We start from the raw sequence: 22,730 nt of genomic DNA, 5'->3' as shown, positions 1-22,730 counted from the left end.
CGAACACGGCGGGTTTTTTATTGCGCGAAACGCGCTCAGAACTTGTAGCCCAGGGTCAGCACGGTCGACTTCGGGTCCAGCTTCATGTGCTGGTTCTGCCCCGTCGAGAAGTGGACGTCGGTCCGCAGGCGGGTCTTCACGAGTGCGGCGTTGAGGAACCATTTCTCGTTGAAGTTCCAGACGGCACCGATCTGGCCCGAATAAGTCAGTTTGTTGTCGATGCTAAACGTCGTGGCCGGACCACCCGGGTTCGTCAGCGCGGTCAGGCGGAACGAACCGGTTTCCTTGTAAAAGTAGGCATAGGTCACGCCCAGGCCGACGTAAGGACGGAACGCCGCGTTCGGCGAGAAGAAACGGTATTGCGCGAACAACGTCGGCGGCAAGGCATGGGCCGTGCCCAGCTCGCCCGTGCCGGCGATGGCGCCTGCGCCGTAGATGCTGTGCTTGTACGGCTTCGCGATCGTGAATTCGGCGGTGATGTTGTCGGTGATCCCGTAGTTGATGATCGCCACCGGTTCCGTGTCCTTGCCGACGTCGCCCAGCGAATTCGGCAGGGCCGGGGCGGAAATCGCGCCGCTTTCTACCTTCGGTTCGATCTCGATGGCGCCCAGCGACACGGCCCACTTCCCCTTGGCCTGTGCCGCGGCGCTGCCCGCCACGGCCAGCGCACCCGCGGCGACCAGCAGTTTCACGACGTTGGAACTTACTTTCATGTTATCTCCTGATTCTTATTGATGGCCCGCCCGCGGACGGGCCTGTCGTGAACGTCGAAAAACCTGCTGCGCGTTGCACTGTCGGGTTGCGATGCTCGCTGTACTCCTCGTACAGCGCCGCTTCTCGCCCGACATTGCGGCCGCTCGCGACGATTTTTCGAGGTCCCCTTCGTGACGATTACAGCCAGCCCTTCACGGCCATCTGCTCGAGGACGTAGCGCGCGATCAGCCAGTTCTCGAACGGCGTCGGGTGCACGTCGTCGGCGAACATGTAGCGGCTGACGTCGCCTGCGATCACGTTCTTCGCGTTGCAGACGAGCGACGTCGTGCCCAGCGCGTTCTGGCCGCAGGCCGGGGTCGACGTATTGGTGAGGCCGTACGGGGCCGGGTTGATCACCTCGTCGTGGCTGATGGTCCACAGGTCGACGTACAGCACTTTCGGCTCGCTGGCGACAGCGGCCTTCAGCTGCGCATTGAAGGCGTCGACGGCTTTCACGATCAGCGCCTGGACGGCGGCCGACTGCGATTTGCCCGACGGCGTCGACGCCACGTCCGGCAGGTTGTTCACGACGACGTAGTTCGCGCCCTTGGCGACGATCTGCGTCTTGACGAGGACGCCTAGCTCGGCGCCGGCCGTCGCCATCGCGGTGACGACACCTGCGGCGTTGGCGGTCAGGTAGTCGGCGCCCGCCTTCTGGCCGGCGGCCGTGGCGTCGGCCTGGGCCTTGGCGACCATTGGACCATACACGGTCGCCTGCGCGGCGGCGGTGTTGCCGGCCATGACGGCGGCGGTGACGGCGGCTTGCACGATGGACGCGTCGGTGTGGCCCGCGCGCGCTGCTTCCGTCTGGATGGCGAGGCCGATCGCCTGGGCCGCGGTGGCCGGGTTCGTCGCACCGGCGGCCAGCTGGGTCGTCAGCGACACGGCGAAGGCCTGGGAACCGGCGGCGGTGCCGGCGGCGGTGGCGTTCGTCGACAGTTGGCCCAGCAGGAACAGGATGTCGTTACCGCCGGCCAGCACGGTCACGAGTTCGGTACCGCTGAACTTGCCGCCGTTCTTGGCCAGGTGGTTCTCGATCTGCGTCACCACGGGCACGGTGGTCAGGCCCAGCGTCGGGTTCACGGCCTTGTTGTTCGGGCCGATCGGATTCGTCACGCGCGAGCCGCCCTGCGCGTAATTGAGGCAATTGGTGTTGAACGTAACGGGCACGGCGAAGCCCTTGGTCGCGTCGCCCTGCAGGCCGGTCTGGGCCGCACACGGTGCCGGCAGCTTCAGCTGGGCTGCGACGAATTCGGTCCAGTTCTTGCCCGTCAGGTCAGCGTTGATCGACGTGTTGTCGCCGTTGATCGTGAACTTGCCGCCGCCCAGCGCCTTGACGCCACCGACGGCATAGGAGCCAACGTCGGACAGGCTGTCGCCGAACGATACCTGTGCGCTGAATTTGGTCACCGGGGTCTGGTCGCCGCCGCGAGGGCTGGTACTGCTGCCGCCGCAAGCCGTCAGGACGGCAGCGGTCAACAGCGCGAGCGCGAATGAGGTCTTACGCATTGTGTCTCCTAAAGAAATTTTTCTCTTTTGCAACGAACGGCCGTGCTATTCGTGTGCCGACTAATATGCCAGTGTTCGGCATCGTTGTATAGCGAAAAGCTTTGTCGTGCGCCGGCAACAACACCCTGTTGCGACGGCTGGGAGACGAGGCCGGCAGCGCGGCCGATTATAGCAATGCCGCCGGTGAATTCATGTCTTAATGTGACAATGTTGTCTGAAAATAATCACGCGTCGCCGCCATGCAGAACGGCGCCACGAGACCGGCGTGATAGGCCGACGCGACGGCACCGTCGCCCGACGCCGCGCGCAGGATCGTCCTGGCCGCCACGAAGCCTGCCTTGGCCGAGCGGTACGGGTCGTTCAGGCTTGGCGTATCGTCGATGTCGAGCAGCGTGATCCTGCTGCCGCGCGCGCTGAAATAGCTCGCGGCCGACGTCGCGTTGAAGAATGGCACGACGGGGTCGTCGTGGCCGCCGCACAGCATCGTCGGTGCATTGGGCATATAGCTGCGCAGGTCATTACGCACGAGCCATTTACGCAGGTTGTGGGCCGGAGAACAGGCCAGCGGCGACGTCGCGCTCTGGTCGCACGGGTGCGCGGCGAGATCGGCCAGGTAGCCGCTGCGGTAGGCCGTGCGGATCAGGTTGTTGGCGCCGAAATATGCCGTGTAGCCGGGCGTCTGCGGCTGCGAATCCGCGGCGAACAGGGCGGACTCGGGCAGCTTGCCCTGGTCGACGAGGTCACCGCTGCCGAGGCTGCCCGGCACCAGGTCGGCGATGGATGCGGCGTACTGCGTCTCGTAAACGTCCGACGGCGTCGCGTACAGCGCGGCACTCGCATGCTGGCCCGCGTTGATGATCATCGGCACGATCACGGTGGCACCACTACGCGGTGCGCCGCCGAACAGGTCGTCGCCGAAGCGGGCGATGGCATACGGACCCGACATGCCGGACGCCGCCGTCAACGTGAACTCGTTCGTGCCCAGGTCTTGCATGGCGCGCTGCGTGGCCAGCGCGACATAGCCGCCTTGCGAATAGCCGGTGACCATCAGCTTGCCGGAATCCTTGGCGCCGATCGCCCCGAACGACGTGCGTGCGGCGCGCAGCGCATCGATCATGTCGGCGGCCTGCGCGACGCGATCCAGGTACGGGTGGTAGCCCAGCGACGAACCGCTGTAGCCCGTATAGTTCGGCGCGACGACGATGAAGCCCTGGGCCGCGAACACGGCCGCCGCGAGGCGCGCTTCCGTGTTGTTGGCGATGTCGGCCATGTCGTAGGATTTCTGCAACGAGGTGCCGTGCGCATACAGCACGACGGGCCGCGAGTTGCTGCACGACGCGCCGCCGCCGGTGGGCACGAAGACGGCGGCGCTGCCGTCCGTCGCTTCGCCGGCGCCGCCGATGGTGTTGTAGTGGACCTTGTACACGGAGACCGAGCACTGCGGCTGTCCCGCGACGGCCAGGGTGCCCTGCTGGGCCGATTCGAGGAAGCCGGCCAGCACGGTCGGAGTCAATGTGGTGAGACTCGCACCGCCGACGCTGACGGCCACGGAGGCGGCCTGCCCCACGAGGCTGCCGCGCGTTGCGACGGGCAGCGGCTCAGGATTCGCGACGCCGGTCGGCGTGCCGCCGGCGGTGGTGCCGCCGCTGCAAGCGGCAAGCAAATAGCCCAGCCCAAGGCTGCAGGCCAGGGTTAAGAGGGAACGCATGGATGTCCTTCGACTCACTGATCAAGGCAAAAGGCCCGCGCAGAAAGGCGGGCCGGGATTGCCGAGTAGCATGCACCGGACAGGCGTTTTTGGGAAGATTCCCGACTGATTACAGCGCGGTAGTGTTGTTTATCAACCCGTGCACGATGCCGGTCGAACCATGCGCGGCACGGCGCAGGCGGTCGTTGACGCCCAGCCAGGCGCCATCCTGCGGCGGCGCCTCGACGAGGATGACGTCGGCACCCGTGCCATCCATCGCGCGCAGCGCCGCATACAACGCGTGCGCAAAGCCTTCCGGAGAATTCGGCAGGCGGACGGCCGCGTGCGTGGCCGGCAAGTCGGAGTAATGGATCAGGGCGACCTTGCGTCCCGCCCCTTGCAACCTGGACAAGGTGTCAGCCAGGGTCGCCGTATCCTGCATCGCGACCGGGGTGTGCGGCGCGTAATGCGATTCCAGCGTGCCCGAGGCGCGCGGTGCCGCGGCATCCGGACGGGCCGGCACCTGGTCGATCACGGCCGCGATGGCATCCGCCGAGATATGGCCCGGACGCAGCAGCACGGGGCCGTGCGTGGCGAGACGCGACAGATCCACGATCGTCGATTCGATGCCGACCTCGCTCGGGCCGCCATCCAGCACGAACGCGATGCGGCCGTGTTCTCCGATGTCGTCGCCGAACTCGTCGCGCACGTGCTGCGCGGTCGTCGGGCTGACGGCACCGAATTTGTTCGCGGACGGCGCCGCGATGCCGCCCTTCCCGCCCTTGAACGCCTGCAGCAGTTCGATGGCAACCGGGTGCGACGGGCAGCGGATGCCGACCGTGTCCTGGCCGCCCGAGACGGCGTCCGGAATGTGCGGCGCGCGTTTTAAAATCATCGTCAGCGGACCGGGCCAGAAGGCGTCGGCCAGCTGGCGCGCTTCCGACGGGATATCGGTGGCCCAGTAGTCGAGATCGGCGCCAGGCGCCACGTGCACGATCACGGGGTGATCCTGCGGGCGGCCCTTGGCGGCATAGATCGCGGCGACGGCGGCCGGATTCTCCGCGTCGGCGCCGAGGCCGTACACGGTCTCGGTCGGCAGGGCGACGAGGCGGCCGGCCTCGAGCGCGCGCGCGGCGGCCTTGATCGCATCGGTCACGGCGCGATCCCGAGGATGGCGCAGGCCTGCGCAAAGTTTGCTTGCGCCTCTTGCAGCGTCGGCGCGACGAACGTCACGTGGCCCATCTTGCGACCGCGGCGCGGGTCCGTCTTGCCGTACAGGTGCAGGTTGGCGCCGGGCAGCGCGAGCACCTGGCCCCACGCCGGTTCACGGACGGTCTCGCCCTCGAACCACACGTCGCCGAGGATGTTCAGCATGACGGCCGGCGAATGCTGGCGCACATCGCCCAGCGGCAGTTTCGCCATCGCACGGACCTGCTGCGCGAACTGGCTCGTGATGCACGCGTCGATCGTGTAGTGGCCGCTGTTGTGCGGCCGCGGCGCCATCTCGTTGACGACGAGCGAACCGTCCGCCAGCACGAAGAATTCGATGCACAGCACGCCGACGTAACCGAGCTCGGCCACGATGGCACGCGCCGCATCCTGCGCCTTGCGCGCGCATTCGTCGGACACGTTCGGGCCCGGCACGGTCGTCGTGAACAGGATGCCGTCGCGGTGCACGTTTTCCGCGATCGGGTAGACGACCGACTGGCCATCCGCCCCGCGCGCCGTCAGCACGGACACCTCGTACGCGAGCGGCAGCATCTTTTCCAGCAGACAGGTCACGCGGCCCATTGCCTCGAATGCGGCGCGGACGTCCTCGCGCGTGCGCACGCGCACCTGGCCCTTGCCGTCGTAGCCCATGCGCACCGTTTTCAGGATGCCGGGCAGCAGGTCCTCGGCGATCGCGTCGATGTCGGCATCGCTCGCGATCACCTTGTGCGGCGCCGGCATCACGCCGGATTTAGTCGCGCAGGCGACGAAGAAGGATTTTTCCGCGATGCGGTCCTGGGCGACGGACACGCCGTGCGCGTTCGGCGCGACGAACACCTGCTGCGCGAGGCGCGACAGGCTGGCGGCCGGGACGTTTTCGAATTCCGTCGTGACGGCCACGCATTGCGCGGCCAGCGCATCCAGGCCGGCCGCATCTTCATAGCCGGCCTCGACGAGGCGTTCGGCCACCTGGCCGGCCGGGCAGTCGGCCGACGGCTCCAGCACGGCCACGCGGTAGCCCATCGCCTGCGCGGCGTGGGCGAACATGCGGCCCAGCTGGCCGCCGCCCATCACGCCGAGCCACGCGGGTTCCGCGGCTTCCGGCAAATAGGCGAGTGACTTCGTAGTACTCATCAGTCGTTCACAGGCAGGGTCATGGCCTTGGCGGCGGCGGTCTGTTGCTGGCGGAATTGTTCAAGCTGGCCCGCCAGGGCGTCGTCGGTGGTGGCGATGATGGCGATCGCGGTCAGCGCGGCATTCGCGGCGCCGGCTTCGCCGATGGCGAACGTCGACACAGGAACGCCCTTCGGCATCTGCACGATCGACAGCAGCGAGTCTTCGCCGCGCAGGTATTTCGACGGCACGGGCACGCCCAGCACCGGCACGACCGTTTTCGCGGCGACCATGCCCGGCAGGTGCGCCGCACCGCCGGCACCGGCGATGATGGCGCGCAGGCCGCGGCGACGGGCGGATTCCGCATACGCGAACATCTCGTCCGGCATGCGGTGCGCCGAGATCACTTGCGCTTCGAACGGCACGCCGAACTGCTTCAGCATGGCGCAGGCGTGCTGCATCACGTCCCAGTCGGAGCTGGAACCCATGATTACCCCGACCAGCGGCTTGTTCTGATCCGCCATCATTAAACCTTCAGCTTCTCGCCCGTCAGGCGTTCGATGGCTTCGAAGTACTTGGCCTGGGTTTTTTCGATGACGTCCTGCGGCAGCGCCGGCGCCGGCGGGGCCTTGTTCCAGTCCTTCAGCGTTTCCAGGTAGTCGCGCACGAACTGCTTGTCGAACGACGGCGGCGACATGTCCGGCGCGTACGAATCCGCGGGCCAGAAACGCGAGGAATCGGCGGTCAGGACTTCGTCCATCAGGTGCAGCACGCCGTTCTCGTCCAGGCCGAATTCGAACTTGGTGTCGGCGATGATGATGCCGCGCGTGGCCGCGTAGTCGGCGGCGGTCTTGTACAGCTGGATGCTGATGTCGCGGATTTTATTCGCCAGTTCGGAACCGATGCGCTGTTCCATGTCGGCGAAGCTGATGTTCTCGTCGTGCTCGCCCAGGTCGGCTTTCGCGGCCGGGGTGAACAGCGGCTCGGGCAGCTTGTCGGCCTGGCGCAGGCCAGCCGGCAGCTGGATGCCGCAGACGGATCCGGTCGCCTGGTAATCCTTCCAACCCGAACCGATGATGTAGCCGCGCACGACGGCTTCCACGAGGATCGGCTTCAGGCGCTTGGCGACGACGGCGCGGCCTTTGACCTGCTCCACTTCCTCCGGTGCGACCACGGATTCCGGCGCCACGCCGGTCAGGTGGTTCGGCACGATGTGGCCGAGTTTTTCGAACCAGAAGTCGGACATCTGGTTCAGCACCATGCCCTTGCCGGGGATCGGTTCGTTCATGACGACGTCGAAGGCCGACAGGCGGTCGGTCGTGACGATCAGGATCTTGTCGTCGCCGACGGCGTAGTTGTCACGGACCTTGCCATGGCCCAGCAATGGCAGGGAGGAAATAGTGGATTGGTAGAGGCTTTTCATAGAGGGGATATCTTGATAAAGCGAAACCGGCGAAGGGGCCGGTCGGATGGGCGAAGGCCAGTGAGAGCCGGTGCCAAAGCGATATTTTACGTGATTCTTACGTCATCGTCGTCAAAAGCGGCGATGGATGCGGTATGCCGGCGCTGCGCGTGGGCACAGGGTGCCCACCCTACGAGATACCGCGACCGTAGGGTGGGCGGCCCTCCGCCCACGCGTAATGCCTTTATTGGACGATCTGCGCCAGTTCGCCAGCCTTGTAGCGCTCCGCCATTTTCTCCAGCGGAATCGGCTTGATCTTGGCCGCCATGCCTTCGCAGCCGAAGGAGATATAGCGCGCCTTGCAGATCTGCGTCGCAGCTTCGCGGGCCGGCTTCAGGTAGTCGCGCGGGTCGAATTTCGCCGGATTCTCGAACAGGTATTTGCGGATCGCGGCCGTCATCGCCAGGCGGATATCCGTGTCGATGTTGATCTTGCGGACGCCGTGCTTGATGCCTTCCTGGATTTCCTCGACCGGCACGCCATACGTTTCCTTCATGTCGCCGCCGAATTCGCGGATGATCGCCAGCAGTTCCTGCGGGACCGACGACGAACCGTGCATCACGAGGTGCGTGTTCGGGATGCGCGCGTGGATTTCCTTGATGCGGTCGATGGCGAGGATGTCGCCGGTCGGCTTGCGCGTGAATTTATAGGCGCCGTGCGAGGTGCCGATGGCGATGGCCAGCGCGTCGCACTGGGTGCGCGCGACGAAGTCGGCGGCCTGTGCCACGTCGGTCAGCAGCTCTTCGCGGGTCATGGTGCGGTCGGCGCCGTGGCCGTCTTCCTTGTCGCCCTTCATCGTTTCCAGCGAACCGAGCACGCCCAGTTCCGCTTCGACGGTCACGCCGATCGAGTGCGCGAATTTCACCACTTCCTTCGACACTTCGACGTTGTAGTCGTACGAGGCGACGGACTTGCCGTCCGCTTCCAGCGAGCCGTCCATCATGACGGACGTGAAGCCCGAACGGATCGCGGCCATGCAGACGGCCGGCGACTGGCCGTGGTCCTGGTGCATGACGACGGGAATGTGCGGGTAGGCTTCGACGGCGGCGTCGATCAGGTGGCGCAGGAAGGCTTCGCCGGCATATTTGCGGGCGCCGGCCGAAGCCTGCATGATCACCGGGCTGCCGGTCTGGTCGGCCGCGGCCATGATGGCCTGGACCTGCTCCAGGTTGTTGACGTTAAACGCCGGGAGGCCGTAGCCGTGTTCGGCGGCGTGGTCCAGCAGTTGACGCATTGATACGAGTGCCATGGTTTAGCTCCATAGGAATAAAGAAACCTTTCCGGGTCTCACACCTTCTGCGCGTGCGTGCGTCTGGCCTCGCGCAAAGGCGCGTCAGCCATGCACATCATCCGTTCGACAGTCTGGCGCGGCCGCGGTTGCGGCCGCGCGCTCAGGTGTTGAGCTCCCTCTTAATTGAATTCACCGACGCGAACGATCTTGAGCGCGTTCGTACCGCCGACCTGGCCCATCGGCTCGCCCCACGTGACGACGATCGTGTCGCCCTTCTTGACGATGCCGTTGGCCACCAGCAAGTCTTCCGCCTGTTTCAGGACGGCACTGCTGTCGCCGCGCTGCGTCAGGTGGTACGCATGCACGTTACGATACAACGCAACCTTGCGTTGGGTGGTGACGCTTGGCGTCAGGGCGAAGATCGGGGTGTCGACGCGGTGGCGGCTCATCCACAGCGCGGTCGAACCGGACTCGGTCAGCGCCACGATCGCCTTCACGCGCAGGTGGTGCGCGGTGAACAGGGCACCGTACGCGATCGACTGGTCGATGCGGGTGAACTGCACGTTCAGGAAGTCGGCTTCCAGCTTGTTGTATTCCGAGCGTTCCGCTTCGACGCAGATCGCGGACATCATCTCGACCGTCTCGACCGGCCACTTGCCGGCGGCGGTCTCGGCCGACGTCATCACGGCGTCGGTGCCGTCCAGCACGGCGTTGGCCACGTCCGACACTTCGGCGCGGGTCGGCACGGCGTTGACGATCATCGATTCCATCATCTGCGTGGCGGTGATCGCCAGCTTGTTGCAATCGCGCGCCATGCGGATCATGCGCTTCTGCAGCGCCGGCACGGCCGCGTTGCCCACTTCCACGGCGAGGTCGCCGCGGGCGACCATGATGCCGTCGGAGGCGTCCAGGATCTCTTGCAGCACGGGAATTGCTTCCGCGCGCTCGATCTTCGCGATCATCATCGGCTTGTGGCCGAACGGCTCGCCGGCGATGTTCGCCAGCTGGCGCGCCATTTCCATGTCGGTCGCCGTCTTCGGGAACGAGATCGCCAGGTAGTCGGCCTGGAAGGTCATCGCGGTCTTGATGTCTTCCATGTCCTTCGCGGTCAGCGCCGGCGCCGTCAGGCCGCCGCCCATGCGGTTGATGCCCTTGTTGTTGGACAGGTCACCGCCGACTTTCACGATGGTGTGGATCTCGCTGCCCGCCACGCGCTCGACGATCAGCACGATCAGGCCGTCGTTCAGCAGCAGCGTGTCGCCCGGACGGACGTCGTTCGGCAGTGCCTTGTAGTCGAGGCCGACGCGTTCCTGGTTGCCCAGCTCGCCGTTCTCGCCCCAGCGGGCGTCCAGGATGAAGCGGTCACCGTTGTTCAGCAGGATCTTGCCTTCTTCGAACTTGCCGACGCGAATCTTAGGGCCCTGCATGTCGGCCATGATCGCCACTTCGCGGCCGCACTCGGCCGCGGCGCGGCGCACCAGGTTGGCACGGTCGATATGGTCCTGGGCGCGGCCGTGCGAGAAATTCAGGCGCACGATGTCCACGCCCGCGCGGATCATGCGGACGAGCGTATCGAAGTCGGAGGAAGCGGGGCCGATGGTTGCGACGATCTTGGTACCACGAGACATTGATCTATCCTTGAAGTGAAAAGCGCAGCCCGTGGGCTGCGCCGGTGACCGTGAGGTGTTATTTCGCAGCGCTACGCTGCAGCAGGATCTCCACCGCCGGAAGCGTCTTACCTTCGAGGAACTCGAGGAAGGCGCCGCCGCCGGTCGAGATATAGCCGACTTGGTCGGCAATATTGTATTTTGCGATGGCAGCCAGGGTGTCGCCGCCGCCCGCGATCGAGAAGGCTTTCGATGCGGCGATGGCCTGGGCCAGGGTCTTGGTGCCTTCGGCGAACTGGTCGAACTCGAACACGCCGACCGGGCCGTTCCAGACGATGGTGCCGGCCTTGGCGATCTGTTCGGCGAGCTGGGCCGCGGTCTTCGGGCCGATGTCCAGGATCATGTCGTCGTCAGCTACGTCCTTGACGTCCTTGACGGTTGCGGCGGCGGTCGGCGAAAACTCTTTCGCGCACACGACGTCCACCGGGATCGGCACGGTCGCGCCACGGGCGGCCATCTTGTCGATGATGGTTTTCGCCTCGCCAACGAGGTCCGCTTCCGCCAGCGATTTGCCGATGTTCAGGCCCACGGCCTTCATGAACGTGTTGGCGATGCCGCCGCCGACGATCAGGTTGTCGACCTTGTCGGCCAGGCTCTGCAGGATCGACAGCTTGGTCGACACCTTGGAACCGGCGACGATCGCCAGCAGCGGACGCTGCGGTGCGCCCAGCGCCTTGCCCAGCGCATCCAGCTCGGCCGCCAGCAGCGGACCGGCGGCGACCACGGGCGCGAACTTCGCGATGCCGTGCGTGGTCGCTTCGGCGCGGTGCGCGGTGCCGAAGGCGTCATTCACATAGATGTCGCACAGCCTGGCCATCTTCTGCGCCAGCTCGTCCGAATTCTTCTTCTCACCTTTGTTGACGCGGCAGTTTTCCAGCAGCACGACCTGGCCCGGCGCGACGTCGACGCCATCGACCCAGTTCTGTTTCAGTTCGACCGGCAAGCCCAGCAGCTCGGACAGGCGCTTGGCGACCGGCGCCAGGCTGTCTTCCGGCTTGAACTCGCCCTCGGTCGGACGGCCCAGGTGCGACGTGACCATCACGGCCGCACCCGCATCAAGCGCAGCGCGGATCGCGGGAACCGAAGCACGCACGCGCGTGTCTTCCGTAATGTTGCCGGCGTCGTCCTGCGGGACATTCAGGTCGGCGCGGATGAAGACGCGCTTGCCTTTCAGCGCGTCTTGGTCGATCAGGTCTTGCAAGCGGGTGAAATTGAGAACGGCCATTGTCAACAATCTTGGAATGTTTAAAAAACGCTATTTTACCTTAGCCGACCCCATGGAAAACACCAGAAACGCGCAGCACAGTAAATACCACCATGCCAATAACGATGGTCTGCAACATGTTCCGCCGCCACAGGTAGTAGGCAAGCGAGAAGATACCGGCCAGGAGTTTCGGGTTCGTGACGACCAGCTCGATCTCGCCCTGGGGGCCCAGCATGAAATCGGGCGCGACGATCGCGGCCAGCGCGCAGGCGGGCGCATAGCGCAGCATTTCCTGCACCCGCCGGGGAATCGTTACGCGGTGGCCCACCATCCACAAGGCGCTGCGACAGCACGCGGTGGCGACACTCAGCACCACGATGACGGTCCAGATTTCCCAGTCAGCCATGGCGGACCTTGCGGCGTTCCTGCGTTTCCTCGATGGCGATGGCGGTGACCATGCCGACGAGAACCGCAAGCAGCAGCCCCAGCTTGTACGGCAGGCCATGCGCCAGCACGGACACGATGCCCGCCACCAGCACGCCGCACAGGGCCGCGCTGTTCATGACCAGGGGGACGAGGATGCACAGGATGGCGAGCGTGCCGGCAAAGCCCAGCTGCCATTCCGTGGGCACGGCACTGCCTAGGAAGATGCCGATGAACGTGCCGACCTGCCACGCGACCCAACTCGGATACAGCAAGCCCTTCAGGAACGACAGCTTGCCCCGTTCGGGCGCCGTGCGGGGGTAGCGCTGCAGAAAGAGCGCGGTGGTCAGGTCGCCGGAGATATGGCCAAGATAAAAACGCTGCACCAGCGGCAGGTGCGAGAAATGGGGGGCGAGCAGTGCGGAAAAAATGACGAACCGCAGGTTGACGACGAAGGCGGTGGCGAAGATGACGCCGATGGGTGCGCCGGTGGCGATCAGCGGCAGCGATGCGAGCTGCGCCGAGCCGGAATACACGATCAGCGTCATGGCGCTGGCTTGCAGCACCGTGAGGCCGCTCTTGACCATCGCGACCCCGACCACGATGCCCCATGCGCCGAGGCCGAACAACGTGGGCAGGCCGACGTGGAAACCCTCGCGCCAGGCGACGGGGTCGTGAACGTCGACATCGTTGCCGCTCTCCATGCGCACTCCGCTCATGTCGCGTTCCTGCAACAAAAGCGGTCGACAAGCATGGCGGACAGGCTGCGTTCGGACATGAAACGAGGGCGTGAAAATGCGCGTAGATTTCCCTGTCGGAAATTCTACTCGACAGTATTAAGATCGCTATTCTACCGGACCATTCCGGCAATCAGGTCGAATCCGTTAGAATCGTGGTTTTGGGAATGTTGTACTTCCTGCCTATTTGCTGACGGAGAAATGAATGAACGACAAGACCATCCCGGTCGTGGAACTGGAAGCCAAGGACCTGCCGGCCTATTGCCCGAACCCTGCCATGCCGCTGTGGTCGTCCCACCCGCGCGTCTTCCTGGACTTCGATCATGACGGCAACGCCAAGTGCCCGTACTGCGGCACCCAGTACCGCCTGAAGCCGGGTACCGTGCTGGCGCATCACTGATTCCCTTCTGTCCGGGAGCTTGCCGTGAACCAACCGGGCGCAGCAGGCTACCAGGCGCCGTGGTGGCTGCCGGGCGGTGACCTGCAGACGATTTATCCCGCCGTCTGCATCCGCAAGCCGGCCGTCGCCTACCGGCGCGAACGCTGGAACACCCCCTGCGGCCAGGATTTCATCGACGTCGACCTCGTCGACGGCGCTTCCCCTGCTTCTCCCTGCGTACTGCTGTTCCATGGCCTCGAAGGGTCGTCGGACAGCCATTACGCGCGGTCGCTGATGGCGGCCGCCAAAGCGCGCGGCTGGCATGGCGCGATCCCGCATTTCCGCGGCTGCTCGGGCGAACCGAACCTCGCGCCCCGCTTCTACCACTCCGGCGACGCCGAAGAACTCGACTGGATCATCCGCCGCCTGCGCTCCCGCCATGCCGGGCCGTTCTACGTGGCCGGCGTCTCGCTGGGCGGCAACGCGCTGCTGCGCTGGCTCGGTGAACAGGGCCATGGCGCGGGCATCGTCGATGCCGCCGTGGCCATCTCCGCCCCGCTCGACCTGGCGGCCGGCGGCACCGCGCTGTCGGCCGGCTTCAACCGCCTGTACACGCGCATGTTCCTGCAGACCCTGAAGCCAAAGGCATTGGCCAAGCTGGACCGCTTTCCCGGCCTGTTCGACCGCGACCGTCTGCTCGCCGCGAACGATTTATATAGTTTCGACAACGTCGTCACCGCCCCGCTGCACGGTTACCGCGACACGGACGATTACTGGCACCGCGCCAGTGCCCGCCACGTCCTGCACGACATCGTCGTGCCGACGCTCGTGCTGAATGCGCAGAACGACCCGTTCCTGCCCGGCCGGCACCTGCCGCGGACAGCTGCACACGCGGTGACCCTGGAGTATCCCGCGACGGGCGGTCACGTCGGCTTTTCCGTCGGTCCCTTCCCAGGGCGGCTCGACTGGCTGCCGCAACGCATCCTGACATTTTTCGACGACACGGCCATGCGCGCGCCCGCGCCCGCGCGGCTGTGCGAAGCTTGAACCATGGACGACATCGTAAAACAGGCAATGGCCAAGTGGCCGAACGTGCCGTACTGCTACGGCTGGCTCGCACTGGATGCGCGCGGCGCGTGGCGCATGCGCGACGAGGCGGCCCAGCGCGCGAGCGCCCCCGGCGACAAGCTGACGAACGCCGCGCTGGTCGGCTTCATCGCCCGCAATTATTTATCGGACGAGCGCGGCTGCTGGTATTTCCAGAACGGTCCGCAGCGCGTGTACATCAACCTCGAGACGACGCCCTTCATCGCGCGCACGGATCCGGCGCAGGGCCTCGTGCTGCACACCGGACAACCGCTGGGCGCGCCGGAGGAAGCGTTCATGACGGAGGCCGGCGGCATCGTGCTGCGTGCGGGCCGGACGGTGGCCCAGGTGGACGACCGCGACGTGGCGCAATTGCTGCAGGCGTTCGAGCTGGATCGCCGTCCTGCGTCGGACGACGACGTGATGGCGTGGCTGGAAGGCGGCGCCGGAGAGCTGGCGCTGCGCTGGCAGGACAGGCGCATCGCCGTTGGACGGTTGATGGCGGACGAGGTGCCGGCACGCTTCGGGTTCGTGCGGCGGCCGGACTTGCTGCAGGGGCAAAAATAGATAACATGTGAACGTCGTTCCCGCGAAGGCGGGAACCGAATTTTTGCGCAGGTCGCTCACGCAATATTAGGCCCCTGCCTTCGCAGGGGCGACGTGGTTTTGGGTTACCGGTCCTTGTCCTTCTTCTCTTTCTTCTCGTCCTTCTGCCGCTCGTTCAGCTCGCGCTCGCGCGCATCGATCACGGCCTGGTCGTAGAACGACACATCCTTCGCCTTGCGTGCGAGATTGAGCTGGTCGACGGCCGCCGGCAACGCGCCCGACAACACATACGATTCGGCCAGCGCCATGTGCTGCAGCGCGATCTTGCCCTGGGCCGCATAGGTCTTGGCGAGCTGGTCGTACAGCTTGGGCTCTTCGCGGTATTGCTGCACCTGGTCGCGCAGGAACTGGGCCGCCTTGTCCAGCTGGCCGTCCGCGATCAGCGCGTCGGCATACTGGCGTGCCAGCATGCGCGACAGTGGGAATTTCTGGTACGCGGCTTCCGCATCCTGCACGGCCTGGTGGACGACGGCGGGCGGCTGCCCCGGCGCCAGCTTGATCTCGGTGCCGAGGGCGGCGAACATGGCGCTGCCATCGGTACCGCTGCGCTCGCTCGAAAACACGCCGGGGCGGGGCTTCGTCGATGCCTTCGCCTTGTCGAGCCAGCTCTGCGCCCCTTTCAGGTCGCCCTGCTTCAGCGCGAGGAACGACAGGCCGTACATCGCGGCCGTCTGCTGCTGCGTGTTCGGCTGGGCCAGCTGGCTGTCGAACGTGGACTTCGCTTCGTCGCGCCCCTTCTGGCTTTCGTCCTGCAGCACGCGCGCGCGGGCGCGGACGAGGTGGAATTCGATGCTGTCCGGCCGGATGTGGATCGGCTTCGGATTGTCGCGGATGCGGGCCTGGATGTCGGCGATGCGCTCGCCCGTCAGCGGGTGGCTGCTGAGCCAGGCCGGCGCCTCGCCATAGACGCGTGTCGTGCTCTGCAGGCGCTTGAAGAACGCCACCATGCCCGACGTGTCGTAGCCGGCCGCGCGCATCGTCTGGAAGCCGACGCGGTCCGCCTCGCGTTCGGCGTCGCGGCTGAAATTCAGCTGGCGCTGGATGGCGAGACCTTGCCCGCCCAGCATGACGCCCATCGCCGCATCGGCCCCGCCGCCGGCCTTGCCGACGAGCGCCGCCAGCAGCAGCGCGGCCAGCGGCAACAGCGCATCCTGCTTCTGCTGGCCGATCATGCGCGCGATGTGGCGCTGCTGCACGTGGCCGATCTCGTGCGACAGCACGGAGGCCAGTTCCGACTCACTCTGCGCCGAGATCAGCAACTGCGAGTGCACGCCGATGAAGCCGCCGGGGAGCGCGAATGCGTTGATCATCGGATCGCGCACGGCAAAGAAGAAGAAATCGGCATTCGTCTCGCCGCGCGCGCCGGGCGCGAACGACACGAGGTTTTCGCCGAAATTGTTCAAGAACTCGATGATCGCGTCGTCGTCCAGGTAATCGGGATCGCGCCGGATATCGTTCATGATCTCCTCGCCTAGCTTGCGCTCGAGGAAGGGCGACAAGTCGGCACGCGCGGTATCGCCGAGCGTCGGCAATCCGGTCGTATCGGCGCCGCCGTGGAGGACGGGAACGGTAGGGGCGGCAAGCGCGCCGGCGGTGGCCACGACCAGGCCGACGGACGCCGCGACACGGCGCCACGGCCACCTTGGTGAAAGCTGCAACATCGCTGAAATCGGGTTAGGTTTCACGATGCTATGATAACCGCTTCCTGGCCGTTGCTACTGCTGGGCCATATTTTGTTACTTCGTTCCCTCGACAACATGACAACCTCCCCCCTGACCCACTTCGACGCCACCGGACAAGCCCACATGGTCGACGTCGGCGCCAAGGACGCGACCCACCGCATCGCCGTCGCCGCCGGCACCATCCGCATGCAGCCGGCCACCCTGGCACTGGTGACGTCGGGCTCGGCCAAGAAGGGCGACGTACTGGGCGTGGCGCGCATCGCGGCCATCATGGCGGCCAAGCGGACGAGCGACCTCATCCCCCTGTGCCATCCGCTGGCCATCACGCGGGTCGCCGTCGATTTCGAGATCGACGCGGCGAACAACAGCGTCCATTGCCGGGCGCAGGTCGAGACCTACGGCAAGACCGGGGTCGAGATGGAAGCGCTCACTTCGGTGCAGGTCGGCTTGCTGACCATTTATGACATGTGCAAGGCGGCGGATCGGGGGATGGTCATGAGCAATGTGCGGGTGCTGGAGAAGCATGGCGGCAAGTCGGGCGACTGGACGGCGGCGGTGTGATTAATGTGTATAGACTCGTTGGGTTATATGCCCATCCGAAACTGGCCACTCTTCAAGAGCCGGTCAACGACAGAAGATTTGTCCGCACGGGCGCCCGTTTAATAATCAAAGAAAATTCCAGAAACCCCATTCTTGAGACTTGATTTTTCCCCTTCACTTCACTTGACAGTTACCAATGACGGCGCCAGCGGCCCGGTCGAAAATATTCGCTTCCCTCAACTTGTACCGGAGAGAAGCATGGCTACTGACGTTTATCTGAGTATCGATGGAATCAAGGGCGAGTCAGCAGACTCTGCACACCAAGGATGGATCGAGCTGACTTCGGCCCAATGGGGCGTCACACAGCCCCGTAGCGCAACCGCATCCACAGGAGGCGGCCATACTGCGGAACGCTGCGAGCACCGCACCCTCGCAATCAGTAAGCTTGCGGACCTCGCCTCACCCGTTTTGATGCAGACTTGTTCGATGGGAAAAACGATCCCGAAGGCCAAGCTGGAGTTCATGCGCGCTGATGGCGATGGCGCCCGCGTCAAGTATTACCAAGTCGAGTTAGAAAACGTCATGATCGCCAACATGGAGCAAATGGTGCATGGGGGCGGCATCCTGCATGACGAAATCGGACTGCGCTTCTCCAAGATCAAATGGTCGTACACGCAGCAGAAAATCGGCGGCGGCGCTGGTGGATCGACCACGGGCGGTTGGGATTTGGCTTGTAACAAATGCGCCTGACGGAGGCTACGCCATGCCTACCGAATGGACGACCGAAGACGACGACAAGTGCCCCGACCCGATCCGTCCTCGCCCGACGCAGGATTCGCGCGGCTTCTTCATGCTTCCACAAGCGCCGATGGACTCGGGCTACTATGCGTATGGTGATCTCTACAAGAAGCCGGCCAAAGGCGCCTATCAGTACGCTCACCCGATCATGATGACGGCCGTGCTTCGTGTGGCGCTGGAGTGGCAGGCCATCGATAAGCGACGTATCGGTATCGGAGACATCAGCCTCCCGGACGGCAGGAGAACCCCGGATCACAACTCACACATGAGCGGGCTGGAGGTTGATGTGCGGCCGCTACGCAAGGACGGTCTCGAACTTCCGGTGTTCTGGTGGGATGCGGAGTATGACAAACAAGGCACCGCAAAGCTGATCGAGATGTTCAGAACATTTGCTCCAGCCGCTTTTGTATTGTTTAACGGCCCTGATATCCCGTTCGTCAGAAAGGCCACGAATCACGACCATCATTTTCATGTGAAGCTACGGGGCTGACATGCGCAAAACGATAACCTTACTGACCTTGGGCGCGACGGCGATCGCGCTGTCGCTCGCCCATGCTGCCGCCCCGTCTTCCGATCCGTACCGTCTCTGGAAACCACTGCAAGGGGCAATCTACAAGGTCCATTCCGGCATCGTTTCAGATCGCACGCCGGCCACGGCGAGCGATCGCAAGCTGACAGTTCTCGTCGATGGCAAGTCTGCGAAAGACATTTTCGATTCCATTGGTCCGGACCTGCCCGAAACATGTACCGGAGAACCGGGCGACCGGATGCGGGAAAAAAAAGGCCTTCATTGCAGCTACACCGCGCAGGACAAGGGAACGAAAGATGGCCCCTATCGATGCTGGATCGGTCTCGACCTTCGAACTGGGGACAGCGTCGGAACCGTGAGTTGCTAGCTACCGCTCCCACGCAACCGCGTCCCGATCCACCAGTAATTCCCCTGCGCATCCTGCACCCCCGCCGTCCGGTCCCCATACGGCTGGTCGCGCGGCTCAGACAGGCTGGTTGCGCCACGGTCCAGCGCCCGCGCATAGACCCGGTCGACATCCTCGACATACACATGCACCGAGGCGATCAGCTCCGCCCCCGGCCGGCATCCCATCATCACCACGGAATCCCCGATCCTGACTTCCGCGTGCCGGATCCCGCCGTCGGCGTCCGGTTGGCGCCGCAGCTCGGTCGCCCCGAACGCGTGGGCGAGGAAATCGAGCATGGCGCGCACATCCTTCACGAGCAAATACGGCGATACCGCGTTATAGCCATCCGGTTTGTATCGTTCGTCCATCCGCGTCTCCCAGTGTTCACACGAAACTGAACAATTCTGTCACAGATGTATCGTCGTGCAATACAACTGTTCATCTTTGACACAGGCCTGCCCCGGCGAGACCGCGCCGGCCATGTGGCATGGATATTGCGAATTCCTCCTTGACTGCGCGCCGCGCATTCATAACCCATCCAACGATCAAGGAGACAACCATGGCCTGGACCAAACCCGAATTCATCGACTGGCGTTTCGGCTTCGAAATCACGATGTACATCGCGAATCGCTAATGCAGCCCATGCCCGCGGCAGCGCCGCGGGCTTACCGGACCCACGTCATGAACATCGTCGTATTAGGCTCCGCAGCCGGAGGCGGTTTCCCGCAGTGGAACTGCAATTGCCGCAATTGCGCTGGCCTGCGTAACGGTACCCTCCGCGCGACGGCGCGCACGCAATCGTCGATCGCCGTGTCGGCCAACGGGACCGACTGGGTGCTGATCAACGCGTCGCCGGATATCCTCGCGCAGATCCGCGCCACACCGGCCCTGCAGCCGGCACGCGGCCAGCGCGACTCCGGCATCGCCGCCGTCATGCTGATGGATGCGCAGATCGACCATGTCACCGGCCTCCTGATGCTGCGCGAAGGGAAAGAACTACCGCTCTATTGCACCGCACAGGTCTGGCGCGAACTCAACCAGGGGCTGCCGCTCGTGCCCGTGCTGTCGCACTATTGCGGCGTGCGCTGGCATGAACTGCCGATCGAAGACGGCCTGCACGTGCCCGGCATCGACGGCATCCGTTTCACGCCCCTCGCACTGAACAGCAAGGCGCCGCCCTATTCCGACCACCGCAACGATCCGCACCCGGGCGACAACATCGGCCTGCTGATCGAAGACACGCAAACAGGCAAATCCGTGTTCTACGCACCTGGCCTTGGCGCAATCGATGCGCAGGTGGACGCCGCGCTGAAGACAGCGGATTGCGTCCTCGTCGACGGCACGTTCTGGCGCGCGGACGAGATGATCGCGCTGGGGTTTTCCCAAAAAACGGCGGCCGACATGGGTCACCTGCCGCAGTCCGGCGACGGGGGCATGATCGCCGTCCTCGACAGGATTGGAGCGCGGCGCAAGGTGCTTATCCACATCAACAACACGAATCCGATCCTGGACGAAGACTCGGACGAGCGCGCCCTGCTCGCGCGCCACGGCATCGAGGTCGCGTTCGACGGCATGGAGATCACGATATGAGTACCGAAGCATGGAGCCGCGACGAGTTCGAGGCGCAATTGCGCGCCCGAGGTGCCGGCTACCACATCCACCATCCGTTCAACGTCAACATGAACGAGGGCCTGCTGGGCCCGGACCAGATCCGCGGCTGGGTCGCCAACCGGTTTTATTACCAGGTCAATATCCCGCAAAAGGATGGCGCCATCATCGCCAATTGCCCGGATCGCGCCACGCGGCGCCGGTGGGTGCGCCGCATCCTCGACCATGACGGCTGGGGCGATAACGAAGGCGGTATCGAGGCGTGGGTGCGGCTCGGCGAAGCCGTCGGGCTCACGCGCGACGCGCTGTGGTCGCACAAGCACGTCGTGCCCGGCGTGCGCTTCGCGGTCGATGCGTACGTCAATTTTGCGCGCCAGGCGCCGTGGCAGGAAGCCGTCTGCTCGTCGCTGACGGAGATGTTCGCGCCGAAGATCCACAAGGACCGGCTGGCCAACTGGCCGACGCATTACGCATGGATCGATCCCGATGGCTTGCAGTATTTCCGCAGCCGCATCTCGCTCGCCGAGCGCGACGTCGAGCACGGCCTGGAAGTGACGCTCGGCCATTTCACCACCCGCGCCCAGCAGGAACGCGCGCTCGAGATCCTGCAATTCAAGCTCGACATCCTGTGGTCCATGCTCGACGCCATCGAGAAGGCCTATCCCTGAGGAGGCAAGTCATGCACACCGTTCCCGATCAACCCGCCCTGTCGCGCCTCTTCCGCATGCAGTGGGAAGAGGCCCAAGGCAACTACGTGCTCCTGTATCCGGAAGGGATGGTCAAGCTGAGCCAGAGCGCGGCCGAGATCCTGAAGCGCTGCGATGGCGCCCGTACCGTGCCGGCCATCGTCGGCGAGCTCGAACAGGCGTTCAACTGCGGCGGCCTGCGCGAGGACGTCGACGATTTCCTGCGCGTCGCCAGCGAGCGCGGCTGGATCGTGTGAGCCCATCATGAACGCCCCGACCTTCCGTCCCGTCATCGCGCCGCCGCTGTGGCTGCTGGCCGAGCTGACCTATCGCTGCCCGCTGCACTGCCCGTTCTGCTACAACCCGGTCGATTCCGCCAACGACCGCACCGAACTGACGACCGAGCAATGGTTCGACGTAATGCGCCAGGCACGCCAGCTCGGCGCCGCGCAACTCGGCTTCTCGGGCGGCGAGCCGCTGCTGCGGGACGATCTCGAAGAACTGGTCGGCGAAGGCCGCCGGCTGGGGTTTTATACGAATTTGATCACGTCCGGCATCGGCCTCACCGAATCGCGTCTCGCGCGCATGAAGGAACTGGGCCTCGATCACATCCAGCTGTCGTTCCAGGATTCGACGCGCGAGCTGAACGATTTCCTGTCGAGCACGAACACGTTCGACCTGAAGGCGCGCGTCGCCCGGCTCATCAAGCAGTACGACTATCCGATGGTGCTGAACGTCGTGCTGCACCGCTTCAATCTCGACCACGTGGAGCGGATCATCGCCATGGCCCTCGAGATGGGCGTCGAGTACCTGGAACTGGCCAACACGCAGTATTACGGCTGGGCGCTCGTCAACCGCGACCAGCTGATGCCGACGCGGGAGCAGGTCGCGCGTGCGGAAAGCGTCGTGAATGCATGCCGCGCGCGGATCGGCAACAGAATGCGCATCCTGTTCGTCGTGCCCGACTATTTCGAGGCGCGGCCCAAGGCGTGCATGAACGGCTGGGGCGGCGTATTCCTCGGCATCGCACCGGACGGTACCGCCCTGCCCTGCCACGCGGCCCGCACATTGCCGGGCATCGATTTTCCGAATGTGCGCGACACGCGCGTGAAGGACATCTGGTACCACAGCGACGCATTCAACCGCTACCGCGGCGATGCCTGGATGAAGGATCCGTGCCGCACGTGCGACGACAAGGCGAAGGACTTCGGCGGCTGCCGCTGCCAGGCGCATGCGCTGACGGGCGACGCCGCAAACGCGGACCCGGTGTGCGCGAAGTCGGCGCGGCATGGCGACGTGCAGGCGATCGTCATGCATGCGCAGCGAACACAGCAAGACGCCGTGTGGCAGCCGGCGCAACCGATCGTGTTCCGGAAAAATCCCAAGAAATAGGTCTCTACTCAACGATCTTTTATTGAACAGATATCGAACTA

At 64.7% G+C, this 22,730-nt stretch carries 26 protein-coding genes; 12 read left to right on the top strand and 14 right to left on the bottom strand.

The genetic code is table 11. The annotated features are described in order from the left end of the window. Window positions 1-35: 35 nt before the first annotated feature. From ACL58G_RS07490 to ACL58G_RS07435, 12 genes are all read right to left on the bottom strand, one after another. A complete protein-coding gene (locus ACL58G_RS07490) occupies window positions 36-713 on the bottom strand; it encodes an OmpW/AlkL family protein (RefSeq protein WP_413337283.1) in 678 nt (225 codons plus the stop codon). Window positions 714-891: 178 nt separating this feature from the next. Continuing rightward, a complete protein-coding gene (locus ACL58G_RS07485) occupies window positions 892-2,262 on the bottom strand; it encodes an SGNH/GDSL hydrolase family protein (protein WP_440966039.1) in 1,371 nt (456 codons plus the stop codon). Between the two features lie 196 nt (window positions 2,263-2,458). Further along, the gene (locus ACL58G_RS07480; RefSeq protein ID WP_440966037.1) at window positions 2,459-3,970 is read right to left on the bottom strand and encodes an alpha/beta hydrolase family protein; all 1,512 of its coding nucleotides are present in this window, start codon (window positions 3,968-3,970) and stop codon (window positions 2,459-2,461) included. Window positions 3,971-4,079: 109 nt separating this feature from the next. Next, window positions 4,080-5,105 carry an L-threonylcarbamoyladenylate synthase gene (locus ACL58G_RS07475; RefSeq protein WP_440966035.1) on the bottom strand — a complete coding sequence of 342 codons (1,026 nt, stop codon included), beginning with the start codon at window positions 5,103-5,105 and terminating at the stop codon, window positions 4,080-4,082. Further along, a complete protein-coding gene (locus ACL58G_RS07470) occupies window positions 5,102-6,292 on the bottom strand; it encodes a 5-(carboxyamino)imidazole ribonucleotide synthase (protein WP_440966033.1) in 1,191 nt (396 codons plus the stop codon). Before ACL58G_RS07470 ends, ACL58G_RS07475 begins: the two co-directional genes overlap by 4 nt. Further along, the gene (gene purE, locus ACL58G_RS07465) at window positions 6,292-6,798 is read right to left on the bottom strand and encodes a 5-(carboxyamino)imidazole ribonucleotide mutase (RefSeq protein ID WP_371767239.1); all 507 of its coding nucleotides are present in this window, start codon (window positions 6,796-6,798) and stop codon (window positions 6,292-6,294) included. The genes ACL58G_RS07470 and purE overlap by 1 nt, the downstream gene beginning before the upstream one ends. Then, complete coding sequence (locus tag ACL58G_RS07460) at window positions 6,798-7,694, bottom strand: phosphoribosylaminoimidazolesuccinocarboxamide synthase (protein ID WP_413337288.1); 897 nt, start codon at window positions 7,692-7,694, stop codon at window positions 6,798-6,800. The genes purE and ACL58G_RS07460 overlap by 1 nt, the downstream gene beginning before the upstream one ends. A gap of 223 nt (window positions 7,695-7,917) precedes the next feature. Further along, window positions 7,918-8,982: a class II fructose-bisphosphate aldolase gene (fba, locus tag ACL58G_RS07455; RefSeq protein WP_413337289.1), complete on the bottom strand. Its 1,065-nt coding sequence runs from the start codon at window positions 8,980-8,982 to the stop codon at window positions 7,918-7,920. Between the two features lie 161 nt (window positions 8,983-9,143). Beyond that, window positions 9,144-10,592, bottom strand: coding sequence for a pyruvate kinase (gene pyk / locus ACL58G_RS07450; RefSeq protein ID WP_413337291.1), 1,449 nt, complete (start codon window positions 10,590-10,592; stop codon window positions 9,144-9,146). Window positions 10,593-10,650: 58 nt separating this feature from the next. Then, window positions 10,651-11,856 (bottom strand): phosphoglycerate kinase, encoded by a 1,206-nt coding sequence (locus tag ACL58G_RS07445; protein ID WP_440966029.1) that lies wholly within the window; start codon window positions 11,854-11,856, stop codon window positions 10,651-10,653. Between the two features lie 40 nt (window positions 11,857-11,896). After that, window positions 11,897-12,241 carry an AzlD domain-containing protein gene (locus tag ACL58G_RS07440; RefSeq protein WP_440966027.1) on the bottom strand — a complete coding sequence of 115 codons (345 nt, stop codon included), beginning with the start codon at window positions 12,239-12,241 and terminating at the stop codon, window positions 11,897-11,899. Beyond that, window positions 12,234-12,977, bottom strand: coding sequence for an AzlC family ABC transporter permease (locus ACL58G_RS07435; protein WP_440966025.1), 744 nt, complete (start codon window positions 12,975-12,977; stop codon window positions 12,234-12,236). The genes ACL58G_RS07440 and ACL58G_RS07435 overlap by 8 nt, the downstream gene beginning before the upstream one ends. 223 nt (window positions 12,978-13,200) lie before the next feature. Here ACL58G_RS07435 and ACL58G_RS07430 point away from each other — a divergent pair, with 223 nt between their 5' ends. Genes ACL58G_RS07430 through ACL58G_RS07420 form a run of 3 tightly spaced genes read left to right on the top strand, consistent with a single transcriptional unit; the run spans window position 13,201 to window position 15,027 of the window. Then, window positions 13,201-13,395: a zinc-finger domain-containing protein gene (locus ACL58G_RS07430; protein WP_036236204.1), complete on the top strand. Its 195-nt coding sequence runs from the start codon at window positions 13,201-13,203 to the stop codon at window positions 13,393-13,395. A gap of 24 nt (window positions 13,396-13,419) precedes the next feature. Further along, window positions 13,420-14,421, top strand: a complete 1,002-nt coding sequence (locus ACL58G_RS07425; RefSeq protein ID WP_440966023.1) for a YheT family hydrolase — start codon at window positions 13,420-13,422, stop codon at window positions 14,419-14,421. A gap of 3 nt (window positions 14,422-14,424) precedes the next feature. Continuing rightward, the gene (locus ACL58G_RS07420) at window positions 14,425-15,027 is read left to right on the top strand and encodes a DUF2946 family protein (RefSeq protein ID WP_440966021.1); all 603 of its coding nucleotides are present in this window, start codon (window positions 14,425-14,427) and stop codon (window positions 15,025-15,027) included. A 104-nt stretch (window positions 15,028-15,131) separates the two neighbouring features. On the opposite strand, the gene ACL58G_RS07415 is transcribed toward ACL58G_RS07420, so the two are convergent. Continuing rightward, on the bottom strand, window positions 15,132-16,727 hold the full coding sequence (locus ACL58G_RS07415) for a M48 family metalloprotease (RefSeq protein ID WP_440966019.1): 1,596 nt from the start codon (window positions 16,725-16,727) through the stop codon (window positions 15,132-15,134). 96 nt (window positions 16,728-16,823) lie between these two features. On the opposite strand from ACL58G_RS07415, the gene moaC reads away from it, so the two are divergent. The 4 genes from moaC (at window position 16,824) to ACL58G_RS07395 (ending at window position 18,982) form a co-directional block, all read left to right on the top strand. Then, on the top strand, window positions 16,824-17,309 hold the full coding sequence (gene moaC / locus ACL58G_RS07410; RefSeq protein ID WP_413381740.1) for a cyclic pyranopterin monophosphate synthase MoaC: 486 nt from the start codon (window positions 16,824-16,826) through the stop codon (window positions 17,307-17,309). 237 nt (window positions 17,310-17,546) lie between these two features. Then, on the top strand, window positions 17,547-18,038 hold the full coding sequence (locus ACL58G_RS07405; protein WP_413337299.1) for an Hcp family type VI secretion system effector: 492 nt from the start codon (window positions 17,547-17,549) through the stop codon (window positions 18,036-18,038). 13 nt (window positions 18,039-18,051) lie between these two features. Next, on the top strand, window positions 18,052-18,576 hold the full coding sequence (locus tag ACL58G_RS07400; protein ID WP_413381737.1) for a penicillin-insensitive murein endopeptidase: 525 nt from the start codon (window positions 18,052-18,054) through the stop codon (window positions 18,574-18,576). A gap of 1 nt (window position 18,577) precedes the next feature. After that, entirely contained in the window at window positions 18,578-18,982 is a 405-nt protein-coding gene (locus ACL58G_RS07395; protein WP_413337301.1) for a hypothetical protein, read from the top strand. Here ACL58G_RS07395 and ACL58G_RS07390 read toward each other — a convergent pair. Further along, window positions 18,979-19,371, bottom strand: a complete 393-nt coding sequence (locus ACL58G_RS07390) for a VOC family protein (RefSeq protein WP_413381734.1) — start codon at window positions 19,369-19,371, stop codon at window positions 18,979-18,981. The genes ACL58G_RS07395 and ACL58G_RS07390 overlap by 4 nt on opposite strands. A 191-nt stretch (window positions 19,372-19,562) precedes the next feature. Between ACL58G_RS07390 and pqqA the strand changes: the two genes are divergently transcribed. From pqqA to pqqE, 5 genes are read left to right on the top strand one after another with little or no spacing between them, the layout of a single operon-like run. Then, complete coding sequence (gene pqqA / locus ACL58G_RS07385; protein ID WP_081984033.1) at window positions 19,563-19,637, top strand: pyrroloquinoline quinone precursor peptide PqqA; 75 nt, start codon at window positions 19,563-19,565, stop codon at window positions 19,635-19,637. A gap of 47 nt (window positions 19,638-19,684) precedes the next feature. Then, window positions 19,685-20,593: a pyrroloquinoline quinone biosynthesis protein PqqB gene (pqqB, locus tag ACL58G_RS07380; protein WP_440966015.1), complete on the top strand. Its 909-nt coding sequence runs from the start codon at window positions 19,685-19,687 to the stop codon at window positions 20,591-20,593. After that, window positions 20,590-21,279 carry a pyrroloquinoline-quinone synthase PqqC gene (pqqC, locus tag ACL58G_RS07375; protein ID WP_371767250.1) on the top strand — a complete coding sequence of 230 codons (690 nt, stop codon included), beginning with the start codon at window positions 20,590-20,592 and terminating at the stop codon, window positions 21,277-21,279. The genes pqqB and pqqC overlap by 4 nt, the downstream gene beginning before the upstream one ends. Before the next feature lie 11 nt (window positions 21,280-21,290). Further along, complete coding sequence (gene pqqD, locus ACL58G_RS07370; protein ID WP_413337305.1) at window positions 21,291-21,554, top strand: pyrroloquinoline quinone biosynthesis peptide chaperone PqqD; 264 nt, start codon at window positions 21,291-21,293, stop codon at window positions 21,552-21,554. A 7-nt stretch (window positions 21,555-21,561) separates the two neighbouring features. Further along, window positions 21,562-22,689, top strand: a complete 1,128-nt coding sequence (gene pqqE, locus ACL58G_RS07365; RefSeq protein ID WP_413381725.1) for a pyrroloquinoline quinone biosynthesis protein PqqE — start codon at window positions 21,562-21,564, stop codon at window positions 22,687-22,689. Window positions 22,690-22,730 lie beyond the last annotated feature (41 nt).

Origin of the sequence: Massilia sp. GER05 (genome assembly GCF_052056005.1) — a bacterium.
In the GTDB taxonomy this organism is placed as follows: domain Bacteria; phylum Pseudomonadota; class Gammaproteobacteria; order Burkholderiales; family Burkholderiaceae_D; genus Telluria; species Telluria orientalis.
Note: the sequence above shows the minus strand (reverse complement) of the source record. Positions and strands in the feature narration are given on the sequence as shown.